Origin of the sequence: Mixta mediterraneensis (assembly GCF_014946725.1) — a bacterium.
GTDB lineage: Bacteria > Pseudomonadota > Gammaproteobacteria > Enterobacterales > Enterobacteriaceae > Pantoea > Pantoea mediterraneensis.
This window is the reverse complement of sequence record NZ_JACFXY010000012.1, coordinates 65,096-81,623: the sequence shown is the minus strand read 5'-3', so window position 1 is coordinate 81,623 and position 16,528 is coordinate 65,096. Positions and strand designations below refer to the sequence as shown.

Here is a 16,528-nt window from a genome sequence, read left to right as displayed (position 1 = left end):
AAAGCCTCGCACTGCGGGGTTTTTTTTCGCCTGCCATAATCTGAATTTTGCCCTGTTTCAGTCCTCCCCGCCAGTAAGGACATAACCCGCGTAGCGCTTGCTCATTGCTTTCTTGCACCCGCTTCCACTTCAAACTTTTCTCTTGGAGGTTGCCTGTTCAGCCTTGCCTTTTGCCGCTAGAGTGAATGATCCAGGGAACAGAAGGAGGCTTTATGCTGTACATATTTGATTTAGGCAATGTGATTATCGACATTGATTTCAACCGCGTGTTAGGCGTCTGGAGCGACTTAAGTTGTGTACCGCTGGCATCGCTGCAAAGTCATTTCCGGATGGATGAGGAGTTTGAGCAGCACGAACGCGGTGAAATCAGCGATGAGGCGTTTGCTGCTGCGCTGTGCGAGAAGCTGGAGATCTCCCTGAGTTATGAACAATTCACTGCGGGCTGGCAGGCGCTATTTGTTGGTGTGCGGGCTGATACCCTGGCGTTATTGAACAAGCTGCGTGCCAAAGGCCATCGCGTGGTGATTTTGTCTAATACCAATAAGCTGCATTGTGCTTTCTGGCCAACGCAATATCCCGATGTCCAGCAGGCGGTGGACAAGCTTTATCTGTCGCAAAATTTAGGTATGCGTAAACCGGAAGCGCGCATCTACCAGCATGTGCTGGATACAGAAGGTGTCGCTGCCGATCAGGCAATATTCTTTGATGACAACGCACAAAATATCGAAGCGGCGCGCGCGCTGGGCATTGAAAGCGTATTGGTAACCGACAGCAAAACCGTGCCGGACTGGTTTGCGAGCCAGCACTAAGCCATGATGTCACGACAATTCCGCCCTGGGCTACATGCTTTCTGGCTGTGGCTCAAGCTGCTTTGGAAGCGCATTAACGACGACAACATGACAACGCAGGCAGGGAACCTGGCTTACGTTTCGTTGCTGGCGCTGGTGCCGCTGGTAGCGGTGGTGTTTGCGCTGTTTGCGGCCTTTCCGGTATTTTCTGACGTCAGCGTTCAGCTAAAAAACTTCATCTTCACCAACTTTATGCCTGCCGCTGGGAATACGCTACAACGTTATATGGAGCAGTTTGTGGCTAATGTCAATCGTATGACGGCGGTTGGTGCAGTCGGCTTGATTGTCACCGCGCTGCTGCTGATGCATTCGGTCGACTCCGCGCTCAATACCATCTGGCGTAGTCATAAAAAGCGTCCGCTGGTCTATTCGTTTGCCGTCTACTGGATGATCCTGACACTGGGACCGCTACTGGCGGGAGCTAGCCTGGCGATCAGCTCGTATCTGCTGTCGCTACGCTGGGTAAATGTTAGCGGTGTAACCAGCCTGATTGATCAGATGCTGCGTATTTTTCCGTTATTACTGTCGTGGTTTGCGTTTTGGTTGCTGTACAGCATTGTGCCCACCAGGCGTATACCGCCGCGCGATGCGCTGATTGGTGCATTGGTTGCCGGTGCACTTTTTGAACTGGGTAAAAAGGGCTTCGCTCTGTATGTTACGATGTTTCCTTCGTACCAGTTGATTTACGGCGTGCTGGCCGTGATCCCAATCCTGTTTCTTTGGGTGTACTGGACCTGGTGCATTGTGTTGTTAGGCGCTGAAATTACTGCCACCCTGGGCGATTATCGCCAGTTAAAACAACAAGAACGAGAAAAATAACGAGAGGAAGTATGATTGCTTTGATTCAACGTGTACAACGCGCCAGCGTCAGCGTCGATCACGCTGTGACAGGGGAAATAGGTGCAGGTTTACTGATTCTGTTGGGCGTTGAAAAGGGCGATGACGAGAAGCGGGCAGAGCGTCTCGCTGAACGCGTATTAGGCTATCGTGTTTTCAGTGATGAGCAGGGCAAAATGAACCTGAACGTCAAGCAGGCGGGCGGCAGCGTGCTAGTGGTGTCGCAGTTTACGCTGGCGGCAGACACGCAAAAAGGCATGCGGCCATCGTTTTCCGCTGGAGCTGAGCCCGCTGTAGCGGAACGGCTTTACGAATACTTTAGCGACTGTTGCCGTCAGCAGGCGGTCACCACAGCAAATGGCCGTTTTGCTGCTGATATGCAGGTTGCGCTGGTGAATGATGGTCCTGTATCGTTTTGGTTGCAGGTGTGAGGTCGTTAGCCGAGCGGCAAGGGAACAGCCACGCAAGCTCCGAACGAGAGAAACATTTTATGTATCATCTTCGTGTGCCGCAAACAGCGGAAGAACTGGATATGTACTATCAGTTCCGCTGGGAAATGTTACGAAAACCGCTGCGCCAGCCGCAGGGTTCGGAACGTGATGCCTGGGATGCTCTGGCACACCATCAAATGGTCGTGGATGAGCATGGCGATCCCGTCGCCATCGGTCGGTTGTATATCAATGCGGATAACGAAGCCGCCATCCGCTTTCTGGCGGTTCATCCCTCTGTCCAGGGCAAAGGCTTAGGCACGCTGGTGGCGATGACCCTGGAGTCAGTGGCGCGTCAGGAAGGCGTGAAACGAGTCACCTGTAGCGCCCGCGAAGATGCAGTAGCGTTCTTTGCCAAGCTGGGTTACGTCAATCAGGGTGAAATCACGGCACCTCAAACTACCCCGGTACGTCAATTTTTGATGATCAAACCGGTGGTTACGCTAGATGACATTCTGCATCGAGCCGACTGGTGCGGACAACTGCAGCAAGCGTGGTATGAACACATTCCGCTCAGTGAAAAGATGGGGGTGCGCATCCTGCAATATACCGGGCAGAAATTCATTACGACCATGCCGGAAACCGGCAATCAAAATCCGCACCATACGCTATTTGCGGGAAGTTTATTCTCGCTGGCAACGCTGACCGGCTGGGGCTTAATTTGGCTGTTGCTGCGCGAACGGCACTTAGGCGGCACAATTATTCTCGCCGATGCGCATATTCGCTATAGCTATCCGATCAGTGGTCGTCCCGGCGCTACCGCCGATCTTGGTTCGTTGAGTGGCGATCTCGATCGCCTGGCACGCGGTCGTAAGGCACGTGTGCAGCTGGAAGTGGAATTGTTTGGCGATGATGGATGTGGCGCGGTGTTTGAAGGCGTTTATATCGTATTGCCCGCCGATCCTGACGGGCCGCTGGAAGAAGGTGGCTCAGGCGCTCGTATCAACTGACGTAAATTATAGAAGGGCCGAAATTTCGGCCCTTCTGGCTATCTTAGCTGGCCGGCCTGCATGGTCTGCTGCAGCTGCTGGCTGTCGGTGGTGACCGACAGCTTACCATGCACAGTTGGACGCAGCGGCGCATTCGCTTTTAGCGCAGCGTTCAACTGTAATTGCAAATTACTGTCGCCGTTCAGAGGAAGTACGGGCCAGCCCCAGTTTTGCAGCACGTTTACCGGAACGGCGCGCCCGGTCAGATTCAGCGATAAGGGACGAGCCGCTTGCTGTCCCACGCTGGCGGTGCCTTCCAGCAAACCTTTCCCGTTAAAGGCGCTCAACTCAGTCACCTGAATGTGTTGATCGTTAGCCGATAAGGTAATGGAGGGATGACGTAAATCGGTGCGATTAAACGTTGCTTCCGCCGCCGTCAGACTGACTTTGCCGCCCCAGATGCCCCATTGATGCCGCTGCGCCAGCAACAGGTTTTCACCGCTACCGTCCAGTGATGTCATCTGGAACGGGAACGACGGATTAATATCGATGATCAGGTTGCGATTTGAAGTCAAACGCGTCACTAACACACTATCCAGCCAGTCCGGTAGTGCGGCCTGCCAGCGGTCACGCCAGTCGCCAGGTAAGGTATATTCCAGCCCGGCGATGGCCAGGTTGTTCAGAGTCAGACGCTTATCGCTACGCGACCAGTTGCCGTCGGCACGAATGACGCCATTGACCCAGCGTGAGCTGAACTGAGTTAGCGCCACGCCTTGGGGCGAGAAATCCATATTAACGATCGGATCGTTTAGCTCGAAGCGGCCATGAATAAAGTTACCCGCATTCATTGCCAGCGATCCATCCTGGCTTTGCCAGTCATCCCCTTTCCAGGTGACATTTTTCAGCGTCAGGTCGAGATCGGTGACCGCCCAGTCCGGGCCCTGCAAACGCGCATCGGTCATATCCAGACGTTTAACAGAAATAGACGGCACGCGCTGTAAAGGTTGCAGGAAATCTCTCAGGCTGCTGGCAGTTTGCAGGCGAATGTCGTTCAGGCGCAGCTGGTTAATCTTCCAGTTGCCCTGCGCATCGCGTTCACCGTTACCGGTCATCGAACCGCGCGCCAGATCGACGCCAATATTGTTAAATAACAGACGGCCTTGCGTCACGCTGCCCTGAATTAATACGTTTTCGCCCGGCACACCGTTTAGCGTCATGGTGCTGGCGCTCATCTGGAACTGCGCATCGCGGCCCAGCATATCGCTGGAGGTAGGTTTCCATGGCACAATGCCGCCATTAACCTGCTGCGCAAATAGCGGCAGCGTGCTTTTCGGGCTATCAATGCGCATATTGTTAAGCTGCAGGCGATTTGCCTGAACCGGCAGCGCACTGCCTGAGGTCAGGTTTGCCAGGTTAATTTCACCGTCGCGTAATTCGACGCTGCTAAAATGCAAGGGATCGCTAAATTGCACCAGCGACAGGCCTAGATCGACCCGCTTTGCCACCAAAACCGCAGGCTGACCATCATGGCCAAAGCTGAAATTATCAAGGCTGATATGTGAAGGGGCAGAGAAATTGTGCTCAATTTTGCTCAGGGAGAGATGCCAGTCCGTTTTATCACTGACCCAACGGCTAAACCAACCCGCACCCCATTGTGTCTGCAGCAAGATATAAATAATCACCAGGCCGAGCAGTAGCAGCAACGCTAAGGTGAGGAAAAACTTTCCAAGAAATTTCATCGCATCCATCCCGAGTTATATCCGGTCAGAGGTTGTTATGCCTGAAATACCGTTACAGCTCAACCGGCTGGATGTAAATCTGAATAAATAGCAGGCAGGTTATAACCTGCCTTAAGGCTTATTTTTCCTGGGGAAAAATCAGGTTCAGTAAAATAGCGGTAATCCCGCCTGCTGCGATGCCGGAAGAAAGCAGGGTTTTTAGCCAGGCAGGGGCAAACTGAAGGATCAACGGCTGCTGAGAAACGCCCAGACCAACCGCCAGCGACAGAGCAATAATCATAATGGCGCGCCGGTTAAGCGGCTCACGAGAAACAATGCGCACACCAGACGCGGCGATGGTGCCGAACATTACAATGGTTGCCCCACCCAGTACCGGTTCTGGAATATGTTGTACAAAGCCGCTGACAGCCGGGAACAAGCCGAGCACGATCAGCATCAGCGCGACAACAAAGCCCACATAACGGCTGGCCACGCCGGTCAGCTGGATTACGCCATTATTTTGACCAAAGCAGGAGTTCGGAAACGTGTTGAATAGCGCCGAAACAAATGAATTCAGACCATTTGCCAGCACACCACCCTTGAGGCGTTTCATATAAAGCGGGCCGCTGACCGGTTGTTCAGAAACATCAGAGGTTGCGGTTATGTCACCAATGGTTTCCAGCGACGTTACCATAAATACCAGCATCAGCGGGATAAGCAGGTTCCAGTCAAAGCCTAAACCGTAATAAAGCGGGCTGGGTACAGCGATCAACTGCTGGCTGGCGGGAGCTGAAACCTGGGGCAGCATATCCATTGTCCAGGCAAGCAAATAGCCAACCGCCATGGCAATGACCAACGATGCCACGCGCAGATAGGCATTTTTTTGTCGATTCAGCAGAATGATCACCAGCAGCACTGCGCCTGCCAGCAACAGATTCTTAGGTGCGCCAAAGCTGTGATCGTTCATCGCGGCAAAACCGCCGCCAATGGAAGTCAAGCCGACCTGAATCAGCGAAAGGCCGATAATCATCACTACAATGCCGGATACCAGGGGCGTAATGATGCGGCGCGCCAGATGCAATACGCGTGATAAAACCATTTCGGTGCAAGAGCTACCATCAACGTACCAAACAGCGCTGCCATCATCGTTGGCACATCGGCGCCGCCATTTTTCAGCGCCATGCCGCCCATAATAAGCGGTGTGACAAAGTTAAAGCTGGTCCCCTGAATCGACAGCAAGCCGGAACCGATGGGCCCCCAGGTCTTGATTTGCAGGATTGATGCCACGCCGAAAGCAAAAAGCGACATGCTAATAATGTGCTGCGTATCCTGAGCGGGCAGACCGAGCGCCTGACAAATAAGCAGAGCAGGGGTGATAACCGCAACAAACATTGCCAGCAAATGCTGGCAAGCGGCAAACAGCGTTTGCGGCAGCGGTGGACGATCTTCAAGACGATAAATCAGCTCACTTTGGCTGGCGGGAAGGGGGTTTTGCTGCGACTTGGTGGACATCTTTTACTGTTCCCAGAAAAATAGTGTGGCGATTGTAATCATCCGCGAGGCAAAAGCAATCGTTTGCCTCGCGGCGATAAAAATACAGATTAGACATTGGTATAACGGGCATTTTCCGGCAACCAACGTTCAATCAGGGCGCTGGCCTGTTCAGGATAATGCTGGTGGAGATGACGCGCTACACGCTGTACTTCTGGCACCATTGCCTGATCGCGTAGCAGATCCGCCACTTTAAATTCTGCATTGCCGGTCTGACGTGTGCCTAATAATTCGCCGGGGCCGCGAATTTCTAAATCGAATTGAGCAATAACAAAGCCATCGTTGCTGTCGCGAAGCACCTGTAAACGCTTCTGCGCGGTTTTGCTGAGGGGCGCTTTATAGAGCAATACGCAATGTGAAGCGACTGCGCCACGTCCTACGCGACCGCGCAACTGGTGCAGCTGGGCTAATCCTAAACGTTCCGGGTTTTCAATAATCATCAGGCTGGCATTTGGTACATCAACACCGACTTCTATAACTGTGGTGGCAACCAGCAATTGCAACTCGTTAGCCTTAAAAGCCTGCATCACAGCCTGTTTTTCTGCTGGCTTCATGCGGCCATGCACCAGACCAATATTTAAATTGGGCAAGGCCTCCTTCAACGCTTCCCAGCTCGCTTCTGCTGCCTGTGCCTCCAGCAAATCAGATTCTTCAATAAGCGTACACACCCAGTATGCCTGACGACCTTCACGACAGGCGTGTTCGACACGGGCCATGATTTCATCGCGCCGGCTATCGGGAATCGCTACCGTGGTTACCGGTGTGCGGCCTGGGGGCAGTTCGTCAATGGTGGACGTATCAAGATCGGCGTACGCAGTCATCGCCAGGGTACGCGGAATGGGGGTGGCAGTCATAATCAGCTGATGCGGATGAAAGCCTTGCTCTTCGCCTTTCTCCCACAGCGCCAGCCGTTGATGAACGCCAAAGCGATGCTGCTCATCAATAATCACCAATGCCAGGCCGTTAAACTGCACCTGCTCCTGGAACAGGGCGTGAGTGCCGACTACCATTGCCACCTCACCACGCGCTATCGCATCCTGTTGCGCCTGACGAGCTTTACCTTTCTGCTTCCCTGCCAGCCAGCCAACTTCAATGCCGAGCGGCGCAAACCACTGGCGGAAATTATTCGCATGCTGTTCAGCCAGTAATTCAGTGGGTGCCATCAGCGCTACCTGCTTGCCGTAAGCAATGACGTTGAGCGCAGATAAGGCGGCAACCAGCGTTTTACCCGATCCGACATCGCCTTGCACTAAGCGCATCATCGGAAAATCATTCGCCAAATCTTGCTCAATCTCGGCGACGACCCGCTTTTGCGCGTGGGTGGGCGAGAAGGATAGCGCCGCTAGCAACCGATCGCTTAAATTATGGCGGGCGGGCATGGGCAAGGCGTAATAACGCTGAGCCCCGGCGCGGACTGCCAGCATGCTGAGATTGTGCGCTAAAAGTTCTTCAAGGATGAGGCGACGCTGCGCAGGATGGCGTCCGGCTTCCAGTTCACTGAGTTTCAAATCCGGCGGCGGACGATGCAAGGTACGTAATGCATCTGGCAGGCTGATCAATCCACCGCTTAATGCCTGCGGCAAAAGTTCGGCAATGGGGCAGCTTTCCAGCAAAGTTAACGCCTGATCGGTCAGGTTACGTAAGGTAGCTTGCCGAATGCCTTCGGTAGTGGGATAAACCGGCGTCAGCGTTTCTTCCAGCGCTACATTACTGTGTTCACCCTGGATACGATATTCGGGATGGATAATTTCAGCGCCGCGCTGTCCGCGTTTGATTTCGCCATAAGCGGTAACACGACGGCCCGGCGCAAGGCCATTTTTCATACCGGCATTGAAATTAAAGAAGCGCATTGTTAACACGCCGCTGCCATCGCTAATCTGACAAACCATCATACGGCGACGCCCGAACGTAATATCGGTGTGCAGCACTTCGCCTTCTACCGTAGCCCAGATACCGGGTAGCAAATCATCAATGGCATAAAGTTGAGTACGATCTTCGTAGCGCAGCGGCAGATGCAGCAACAGATCCTGGAGGGTGTGCAACCCCATTTTGGCCAGCTTCGCTGCCTGACTGGCGCCGACACCGGTCAGGATGCTGAGCGGAATGGCATCCAGCAGGCGGCCTTTCATTTTTTACCTTTGGCTTGCATGGCGGCCCACCAGCCAAAATCAGCTTCGACTTCGCCCTGGGAATTGATGTGTGGATAAGGCAAACCTTTCTGGTTAGCTACCCGGGCTAAGACCGGATAACCCCCTTCGAACAGCAGGCGCTGCTGTTCCGTTTCATCCAGCACGCTGTAATCGCGCTGATACAGGCCAGCGTTCTGTCGTTGACGCTGTGCTTCGTAAAGGATCAGGGCTGAAGCCACAGAAACATTGAGCGACTGTACCATACCGACCATAGGAATAATGATGTCCTGATCGGCCAGGGCCAGCGCTTCTGCGGTAATGCCGGTTTTTTCCTGTCCCATCAAAATGCAGGTCGGTTTGGTGTAATCAATGTCGCGGAAATCTACGGCGCTGTCAGAAAGGTGGGTTGCCAGCACCTGCATCTTCTGGGCTTTTAGCTGTTTTACCGCTTCGTTTATGTTGCGATGCGTGACCACTTTAACCCAGCTATTACTGCCTGCCGAAGATGAGGCCTGGGTGCGCATACGTTGGCCTGGCCAAACGGCGTGTACTTCATGAATGCCAACCGCATCGGCGGTACGGATCACCGCTGATACATTATGTGGTTTATGCACCTGTTCCATACAGACAGTCAGATCGTGCTGGCGTAAGGCCAGCATTTCCTGAATACGAGCAAAACGTTGAGCGTTCATGCACTAATTACGGTTGCGGTGAACTTTGATAACATCTGGCATCACGCGGATTTTACGCATGATATTGGCCAGATGGACGCGATCGCGCGCGGTCAGGCGAATAAAGGCGCTATAAACACGGCCATCACGCTCTTCGGTATTCAGGCTTTGAATATTGGAACCTGCAGTATTAATTGCCGCTGTCAGGTTGGCCAGCGCCCCCTGATGATTGAACATGTCGACCTTAATCTCAGCAACAAATTCCTGTTCGGTAACTTTGTCCCACTCAACCGGCATGAATTTTTCCGGTTCTTTCTGATAACCGCGAATGTTTCGACATGATTCGTGATGCACCACCAGCCCTTTTCCTGGGCTGACGTGCGCGACAATCGGATCGCCCGGAATGGGACGGCAACATTTTGCAAAGGTGATTAGCACGCCATCGGCACCTTTGATCGGTAATTTGCCACGCTTGCTGCTGCTTAGCGGCGTCATACCGGATTGCGTCAGATTTTTCGCGACCACCACGCTCATGGCATTGCCGAGACCAATTTCTGCCAGCAAGTCATCAAGCGAGGTCAACTTCATACGATCGATCTCTTGCCTGAAGTTCTCAGCAGGGACTTCCGCCAGCTTGCGGCTGCCGCCGAGCGCGTGGCTAAGCAAACGGCGGCCAAGGTTAACTGAGTCCTCGCGTTTGAGATTCTTCAGAAGCTGACGAATCTTGGCGCGTGCTTTCGAGCTGACGACAAAATTGAGCCAGGCGGCATTCGGACGCGCGCCCGGAGCGGTAATGATTTCGATAGTTTGACCGCTGCTCAGCGGCTGAGACAGTGGATAAGGCTGTCGATCAACGCGTGCGCCAACGCAGGCATGGCCAATATCGGTATGTACTGCATAGGCAAAATCCACTGGCGTGGCACCGGTCGGTAATTCGACGATGCGTCCTTCAGGCGTGAACACGTAGATCTCATCCGGGAAGAGATCTGATTTCACGCTTTCGATAAATTCAAATGAACTGCCTGCGCTCTGTTGCAGTTCCAGCAGGCTTTGCAGCCAGCGTTGAGCGCGGATCTGGGCAGTAGTTCCGCTTTCACCCGCCTGTTTATAAGCCCAGTGCGCAGCGACGCCCATTTCTGCCATCTGATCCATATCTTCTGTACGGATCTGTACTTCAACCGGCACACCGTGTGGGCCGATCATTGACGTATGCAACGATTGATAGCCGTTAGCTTTGGGAATGGCGATGTAATCTTTGACGCGTCCAGGACGCGGTTTGTACAGGCTGTGCATCTGCCCGAGCACGCGATAGCAGGTATCCAGATCTTTCACGATAACGCGAAAGGCATAAATATCCATAATCGAGTGAAATCGCTGCTCCTTCAGGTGCATTTTGCGGTAGATCGAATAGAGATGCTTTTCGCGGCCGCTGACGCGGCAGGGAATACCGGCTTCCTGCAGGCGACCATCAATTTCAGAAAGTATCTTCTGGATCATCTCCTTACGATTACCGCGCGCCGCTTTGACGACTTCTTTAATCACCCGATAGCGATTAGGATATAAGGCTTCAAAGCCCAGCTCTTCCAGTTCGGTTTTAAGGTGATGAATACCCAGACGGTGGGCCAGAGGGCTGTAAATCTCTAATGTTTCCAGCGCAATGCGGCGACGTTTATCTGGGCGCAATGAACCCAGCGTGCGCATATTGTGCGTGCGGTCAGCCAGCTTGATAAGAATGACGCGAATATCCTGCACCATCGCCATTATCATCTTGCGGAAGTTTTCTGCTTGCGCCTCTTTCTTGTCGCGGAACTTCAGCTTATCCAGCTTTGAAACGCCTTCCACCAGTTCGGCAACACTTTTGCCGAACAGCTGTTCCATATCCTGATAGGTTGCGGGCGTGTCTTCGATTACATCATGTAAAAGCGCGGCCATGAGCGTTTCATAGTCGAGCTTCATTTCAGCCAGAATACAGGCTACAGCGACCGGGTGGGTAATGTAAGGCTCGCCGCTGGAGCGTGTCTGTCCCTCGTGGGCATCACGCGCAACAAGATAAGCTTGCTGGAGGCGCTTGATATGCTCCTCTGGCAAGTATTTTTCAATCAGTTGATTGAGGCTTTCAAACAGATACAAGGTTGACCTGCAGCTTGCTGTTAACGACGACCTTCAGCGATAGCGGTAACAGCTTGTAATTCAGCGGCTTCCTGCTCTTGCTGTTCCTGACGATCACGCACATCCAAAAGCTGATTAGTGACCAAACCTTCTTCGATTTCGCGCAGTGCGATAACCGTCGGTTTATCGTTCTCTTCTGGAACCAGCGGATCTTTACCGCCTACCTGCATCTGACGTGCACGACGTGCAGCGACCAACACCAGGTCAAAACGATTACCAACTTTTTCTACTGCGTCCTGAACGGTTACGCGTGCCATAGGTGTGCTACTCCACAGATGAAGAAATGACTGGGCATCATACTGAAACTGTATTCAGACTGCCAATAGTTTGCTGATTAAAGCATCATGACGCGCCTTCTGACGCGCCATGCGCAAACGTTCTGCGCGAATGATGGTTTTCAGATCGGACAGCGCCAGATCAAAATCATCATTCACAATTAAATAATCGTATTCGGCGTAATGGCTCATTTCTGCCACCGCCTGCGCCATGCGACGTGTAATAACATCTTCGCTGTCCTGACCGCGGCCACGCAGGCGGCGATCCAGCTCGTCTTTCGACGGAGGTAACACGAAAATGCTGCGCGCGTTGGGCATTTTGGCACGAATTTGCTGTGCGCCTTGCCAGTCAATATCAAGGAAAACATCCACGCCAGTGGCAAGGACTTGCTCAATTGCTTTGCGCGATGTGCCGTAATAATTGCCAAACACGTTGGCGTGTTCGAGGAAAGCGTCTTCAGCAATCATCTGCTCAAATTCATGTTTTTCAACGAAAAAATAGTGTTCGCCATGGGCTTCGCCTGGTCGCATGCCGCGGGTGGTATGCGAAACAGACACCTGCGTATCATAAAGCGGCTGTGTCTTTAACAGTGCCTGAATCAGGCTGGATTTACCTGCGCCACTGGGGGCGGAAACAATATAGAGCGTGCCTTGAGCCATGGTTTTCTTGAACTGGATAATTGCGGAGTCGATTTCCTGCACAGTATACACAGCTTACTGTCAGCACGCAGCGTTTGCGCAGCGGTGGCGATAAATTTTTGCGTAGCGGCGCGCAACGAGAGGCTTTCATGATGTAACAGAAGGAGAACGCCTGCGTGGCATCCTTCATATCCGGTCATCACGCCTGGTTAAATGAAAAATAAAAGCGTTGAATGATGAAAACCGTCAGGAGACAGTGAATGAAACGGATTTTTATAATTTTTTTGGCGCTAATAACCCTCACATTTCCCGCCTTAAGTGCCGTATGTCCTGCCTGGACACCCATGCGTGCGCATAAGGAAATCAGCAGTCTGCAACAGCAATTACGCCAATGGGATGATGCCTACTATCGACAAGGTCTTAATTCAGTGACTGATGCTGATTATGACAGTCTGCAATACCGACTAACGCAATGGCAGCAGTGTTTTAAAGGGCCTGATTACCAGCCACAGCTCCCTTCCAGTGGTGCCACACTCCATCCTGTCGCACATACCGGTATAAAAAAGCTACGCGACAAGTTAGCCGTGGCGTACTGGATGCGGAACCATAATGATCTCTGGGTCCAGCCCAAGGTAGATGGCGTCGCTGTTTCGCTTGTATACCGCCATGGAAAACTGGTTTCGCTTATCAGTCGTGGCGATGGCTTGCGCGGCGAAGAGTGGTTGATGAAGGCGGCATCGATCCCAGCCATTCCGCTAAATATTGACAGCGAACAAGACGAAGTCATTTTGCAGGGCGAACTGTTTTTGAAGATGTCTGGTCATCAACAGGACAGCGCTGGTGGAAAAAATGCCAGGGCACAGGTTGCAGGCGCAATGATGAGTAAACAATCCAGCCCATTGTTGAACGACATTGGCATTTTTATTTGGGGCTGGCCGGACGGACCAGCAGATATGGCGGATCGTTTACACCAGCTTACTCAATGGGGATTTACCCTGGCGGGCGAGTGGAGCAAAAGCGTCAGGAATGAAGATGACGTTGCTGACTGGCGTGAACGCTGGTTCCGTTCGCCGCTGCCGTTTGTCACTGATGGCGTGGTCGTTCATCAGTCATCTCGTCCTGCCGGTAAAAACTGGTTACCCGGAGAAGGTGACTGGGCGGTAGCCTGGAAGTATCAGCCACCAGAAGTCAGCAGTGAGGTGCTTTCCGTTGATTTTTCGATTGGGCGAACCGGAAAAATAGCGGTGGTGCTTAATCTGCAGTCAGTTCAACTGGATGATAAAACTGTCAGGCGCGTAAATATTGGTTCGCTGCGTAGCTGGCGCGAACGCGATGTCATCGCGGGAGACCAGGTTATTATCAGCCTGGCGGGACAGGGCATTCCCCGGCTGGAGCGTGTGATCTGGCGGGTGGCGGAGCGTAATTACCCGCAACCGCCAGATGCAGCATCTTTCACCCCGCTGAGCTGTTATCAGCCGACTCCTGATTGTCAGAAGCAATTTCTGGCAAGACTCAGCTGGCTCAGCCAAAAGTCCGTGCTGGATATTCCGGGGGTGCAACGCAGCACCTGGCTGCGCTTGATGAAAATTCCTGACGTGACACACCTGTTTGCATGGCTGACATTAACTTCCGATCAAATTGCCGCCACGGGGATTTCTTCCGAGCGGGCACAGCAGATTTGGCGCAGCTTTAATCTGACACGGCAACAACCTTTACGGCGCTGGATCAGTGCATTAGGCATTCCAGTGCCGCGCAAGGCGCTTGATGCGCTGACGGATAACAGCTGGGATACATTGCTTCAGCGCGATAGAGAAGCATGGCAGAGGTTGCCGGGTATTGGTGCGGTATTAGCGCAGCGCATTGTCTTCATGTTGCAGGATACCGGGCTGCGATCGCTTATCGCTTTTTTGCAGCAACAAAGTATACCTGCAACGTCATCAGTGTTCGGGGTGGGGATAATTGAAAATAGGCAGGCCGAGTCGAAAACGCAGCGCCAGTAAGCGGGCCAGGAAACCGAACAGAAGCGTAATAATGACTACGGCCTCATGCGGCAGCGGGGTTTTTAACAGCAAGATATACATCCAGCCAGCAGCAAACGCGATACCTGCATACAACTCTTTCTGAAAAACCAGCGGGATACGGTTGCAGAACATATCGCGGAGTACACCGCCAAATACGCCGGTAATCACTGCACTAATCGCAGCGATTATCATAGCGTGACCGGTATCTAACGCAACCTGAGCACCAATGATCGAAAATACAACTAAACCAAGCGCGTCCAACACCAGGAACACTTTACGTAAATGGGTCATCAGCGGTGCCACCACTGTCGTCACTACCGCAGCGGTGGCAACAATCATAATATATTCAGGATGTTTGACCCATCCGAGCGGATAATGGCCCAGCAGAATGTCGCGTACCGAGCCGCCGCCAATGGCAGTTACGGAAGCGATGATTATCACGCCAAACAGATCCATTTTTCGTCTTCCGGCAGCAAGCGCACCGGTCATCGCTTCTGCCGTAATACCAATAATATAAAGAACAGTAAGTAACATAACGGGCTCCAGAAAGCCGGCGGCAAGGCTACGGCGTTCACTACTTAACAGCTACTGATTTTTTTGGCATTTAATGAAATGATTAAAATTTTCTTATGCAAAAAGCAAAAAATATTTTTAAATTTAACGAGATAAACATCTCCGTATCTGCATTGGCTTAAAAAAATTGTATGTTTGATAAGGAGGGAAGGTTATGGCGTATAGGCAAATTAAGCCAGGCGTTTAATGTATTGCTCACAGATACAGCGTTTGGCTGACGATCCATCCTTTGGCTTGCATCATCATGTTTCCAGCAAACGAATGAAAAATGATACACCCGGTTTTTCAGATCGCTTTGCGGCTGTCAGTACACCAACGCGCCTGCGTCGGTTTCTCTCGTGCTGCTGGCGTAAACTGATCGTTAAACGATGCGTTTATATAACGCTATTTACGCCAGCCTTGACGGGTAACCTTCATTTTTATGCAAATATATCGCTCATAGCCACGTTAACATAACGTATAAACTGCATACGCATTTCCCGCAATGCGATTAGTTGCCTGACATATCGGCTATTTCCAGACGATATAAGCCAATTTTCGCAGGGAAAGATTTTCTTGATTCGAACATTACCCTTGCGGCGGGATGTCAAAAAATGCTGTTAAGGCCAATGTGCTGCCGAGTCAGAAGGAAGGTTGAGTCGTTTTTACCAGACCACCAGCTCACTAATGTACCGCTTATGACATAAGCCTGCAGTAAGGGGGAGTAACAAGGTATTAAGCGTGATCGATAAAATGGTTAAGGCTTATAAGTTAAAGCTTTTACGTTGACTAAACATCGCGGCAAGAAAAATCGAGGATTTTTATAGGATTAACAGGCTGGAATGGTCTTAGCTGAATTAAAAACGTAGCGCTGTGAAAAGCCTCATACTCCGACATCAACCAGGGGTAAAAAGAAAAAGCGTGCTGATTAACAGCACGCGAACGCATCGTTTAGATGCCCAGAGCCCACCATACAGACTTGCTTTTATTATCCGTTTCTTGCGCGAATTTGAGAAAATGACTTTAGGCTAAAACGGTATTCAGGCTGGAACCATGAACGACCGTAGTAGCAATAGATCAACATACGTATTGAGGCCATCGCCATGTAACCCCAGATTGCGCATAATACCGAGGGTGTTAACCAAACAGTAAATAATGTTACACCAAGCCCTGCTAATACTGACGATGTTTCAGTAAAAGCAATGCGGGTATATTGTTTCTCACGCTGTAAAATTGCACGATAATGCTGACCCTGTGGGATAATAATAAATATCACTGAAACCATCTCTAGCATGACTGCCAGTTCGGGCTGGTTAAACATGCGGTTCAACAAATCGCCGCCGAGAAACAACACGGCACAAATTAACACGCCCAGCAGCATATTGCCCCAGTACAGGGTTGAAAGATCGTTTATCGACAACATACGATGGCGAATGAGCGAGTTAGAAAAGCCGCGGTCAGCCAGCGTATCGATAGCCAGTAATCCAGTAACAGCAATGGCAAGCAGGTTTAATTCATTCGCCTGTAGAATTTGTGCTAATAAAGAAAGTTGTAATACGCCAATGCCAATTATTTTAATAGAAGAGAGAAGTGACCATTTTGCACTTGTGAGATTTCTTTCTCGTATCGCCATCATATGCTCGTTATGGTACATGTACCAGTGCGGAGTTATTCTTTGTGTCACGGCAAGCTGTGATTGCC

Annotated in this window: 13 protein-coding genes and 1 pseudogene; 5 read left to right on the top strand and 9 right to left on the bottom strand. The window is 51.7% G+C overall.

Annotation, left to right across the window (positions count from 1 at the left end; genetic code table 11):
- Positions 1-212: 212 nt before the first annotated feature.
- The 4 genes from yihX to fabY are packed head-to-tail and all read left to right on the top strand — an operon-like array spanning position 213 to position 3,123.
- A complete protein-coding gene (gene yihX / locus H2P46_RS18405; protein WP_193406311.1) occupies positions 213-809 on the top strand; it encodes a glucose-1-phosphatase in 597 nt (198 codons plus the stop codon).
- Between the two features lie 3 nt (positions 810-812).
- The gene (locus H2P46_RS18400; protein ID WP_193406310.1) at positions 813-1,667 is read left to right on the top strand and encodes a virulence factor BrkB family protein; all 855 of its coding nucleotides are present in this window, start codon (positions 813-815) and stop codon (positions 1,665-1,667) included.
- Between the two features lie 11 nt (positions 1,668-1,678).
- A complete protein-coding gene (gene dtd, locus H2P46_RS18395) occupies positions 1,679-2,116 on the top strand; it encodes a D-aminoacyl-tRNA deacylase (protein ID WP_193406309.1) in 438 nt (145 codons plus the stop codon).
- Positions 2,117-2,175: 59 nt separating this feature from the next.
- A complete protein-coding gene (gene fabY, locus H2P46_RS18390; RefSeq protein WP_193406308.1) occupies positions 2,176-3,123 on the top strand; it encodes a fatty acid biosynthesis protein FabY in 948 nt (315 codons plus the stop codon).
- Between the two features lie 38 nt (positions 3,124-3,161).
- On the opposite strand, the gene H2P46_RS18385 is transcribed toward fabY, so the two are convergent.
- From H2P46_RS18385 to gmk, 7 genes and pseudogenes are all read right to left on the bottom strand, one after another.
- The gene (locus H2P46_RS18385; RefSeq protein ID WP_193406307.1) at positions 3,162-4,841 is read right to left on the bottom strand and encodes an AsmA family protein; all 1,680 of its coding nucleotides are present in this window, start codon (positions 4,839-4,841) and stop codon (positions 3,162-3,164) included.
- Positions 4,842-4,959: 118 nt separating this feature from the next.
- Positions 4,960-6,332, bottom strand: a pseudogene (locus H2P46_RS18380) (nucleobase:cation symporter-2 family protein).
- An 89-nt stretch (positions 6,333-6,421) separates the two neighbouring features.
- Positions 6,422-8,500, bottom strand: coding sequence for an ATP-dependent DNA helicase RecG (recG, locus tag H2P46_RS18375; protein WP_193406306.1), 2,079 nt, complete (start codon positions 8,498-8,500; stop codon positions 6,422-6,424).
- The gene (trmH, locus tag H2P46_RS18370) at positions 8,497-9,192 is read right to left on the bottom strand and encodes a tRNA (guanosine(18)-2'-O)-methyltransferase TrmH (protein ID WP_193406305.1); all 696 of its coding nucleotides are present in this window, start codon (positions 9,190-9,192) and stop codon (positions 8,497-8,499) included. The genes recG and trmH overlap by 4 nt, the downstream gene beginning before the upstream one ends.
- A gap of 3 nt (positions 9,193-9,195) precedes the next feature.
- Positions 9,196-11,301: a bifunctional GTP diphosphokinase/guanosine-3',5'-bis pyrophosphate 3'-pyrophosphohydrolase gene (gene spoT / locus H2P46_RS18365; RefSeq protein ID WP_193406304.1), complete on the bottom strand. Its 2,106-nt coding sequence runs from the start codon at positions 11,299-11,301 to the stop codon at positions 9,196-9,198.
- Between the two features lie 20 nt (positions 11,302-11,321).
- The gene (gene rpoZ / locus H2P46_RS18360) at positions 11,322-11,597 is read right to left on the bottom strand and encodes a DNA-directed RNA polymerase subunit omega (RefSeq protein WP_193406303.1); all 276 of its coding nucleotides are present in this window, start codon (positions 11,595-11,597) and stop codon (positions 11,322-11,324) included.
- 54 nt (positions 11,598-11,651) lie between these two features.
- The gene (gene gmk, locus H2P46_RS18355; RefSeq protein WP_193406359.1) at positions 11,652-12,275 is read right to left on the bottom strand and encodes a guanylate kinase; all 624 of its coding nucleotides are present in this window, start codon (positions 12,273-12,275) and stop codon (positions 11,652-11,654) included.
- Positions 12,276-12,514: 239 nt separating this feature from the next.
- Here gmk and ligB point away from each other — a divergent pair, with 239 nt between their 5' ends.
- Positions 12,515-14,254 carry an NAD-dependent DNA ligase LigB gene (gene ligB / locus H2P46_RS18350; RefSeq protein WP_193406302.1) on the top strand — a complete coding sequence of 580 codons (1,740 nt, stop codon included), beginning with the start codon at positions 12,515-12,517 and terminating at the stop codon, positions 14,252-14,254.
- Here ligB and H2P46_RS18345 read toward each other — a convergent pair.
- The gene (locus H2P46_RS18345; RefSeq protein ID WP_193406301.1) at positions 14,192-14,809 is read right to left on the bottom strand and encodes a trimeric intracellular cation channel family protein; all 618 of its coding nucleotides are present in this window, start codon (positions 14,807-14,809) and stop codon (positions 14,192-14,194) included. The two genes, ligB and H2P46_RS18345, sit on opposite strands and share 63 nt — an antisense overlap.
- Positions 14,810-15,815: 1,006 nt before the next feature.
- Positions 15,816-16,460 carry an oligosaccharide flippase family protein gene (locus tag H2P46_RS18340; RefSeq protein WP_193406358.1) on the bottom strand — a complete coding sequence of 215 codons (645 nt, stop codon included), beginning with the start codon at positions 16,458-16,460 and terminating at the stop codon, positions 15,816-15,818.
- Positions 16,461-16,528 lie beyond the last annotated feature (68 nt).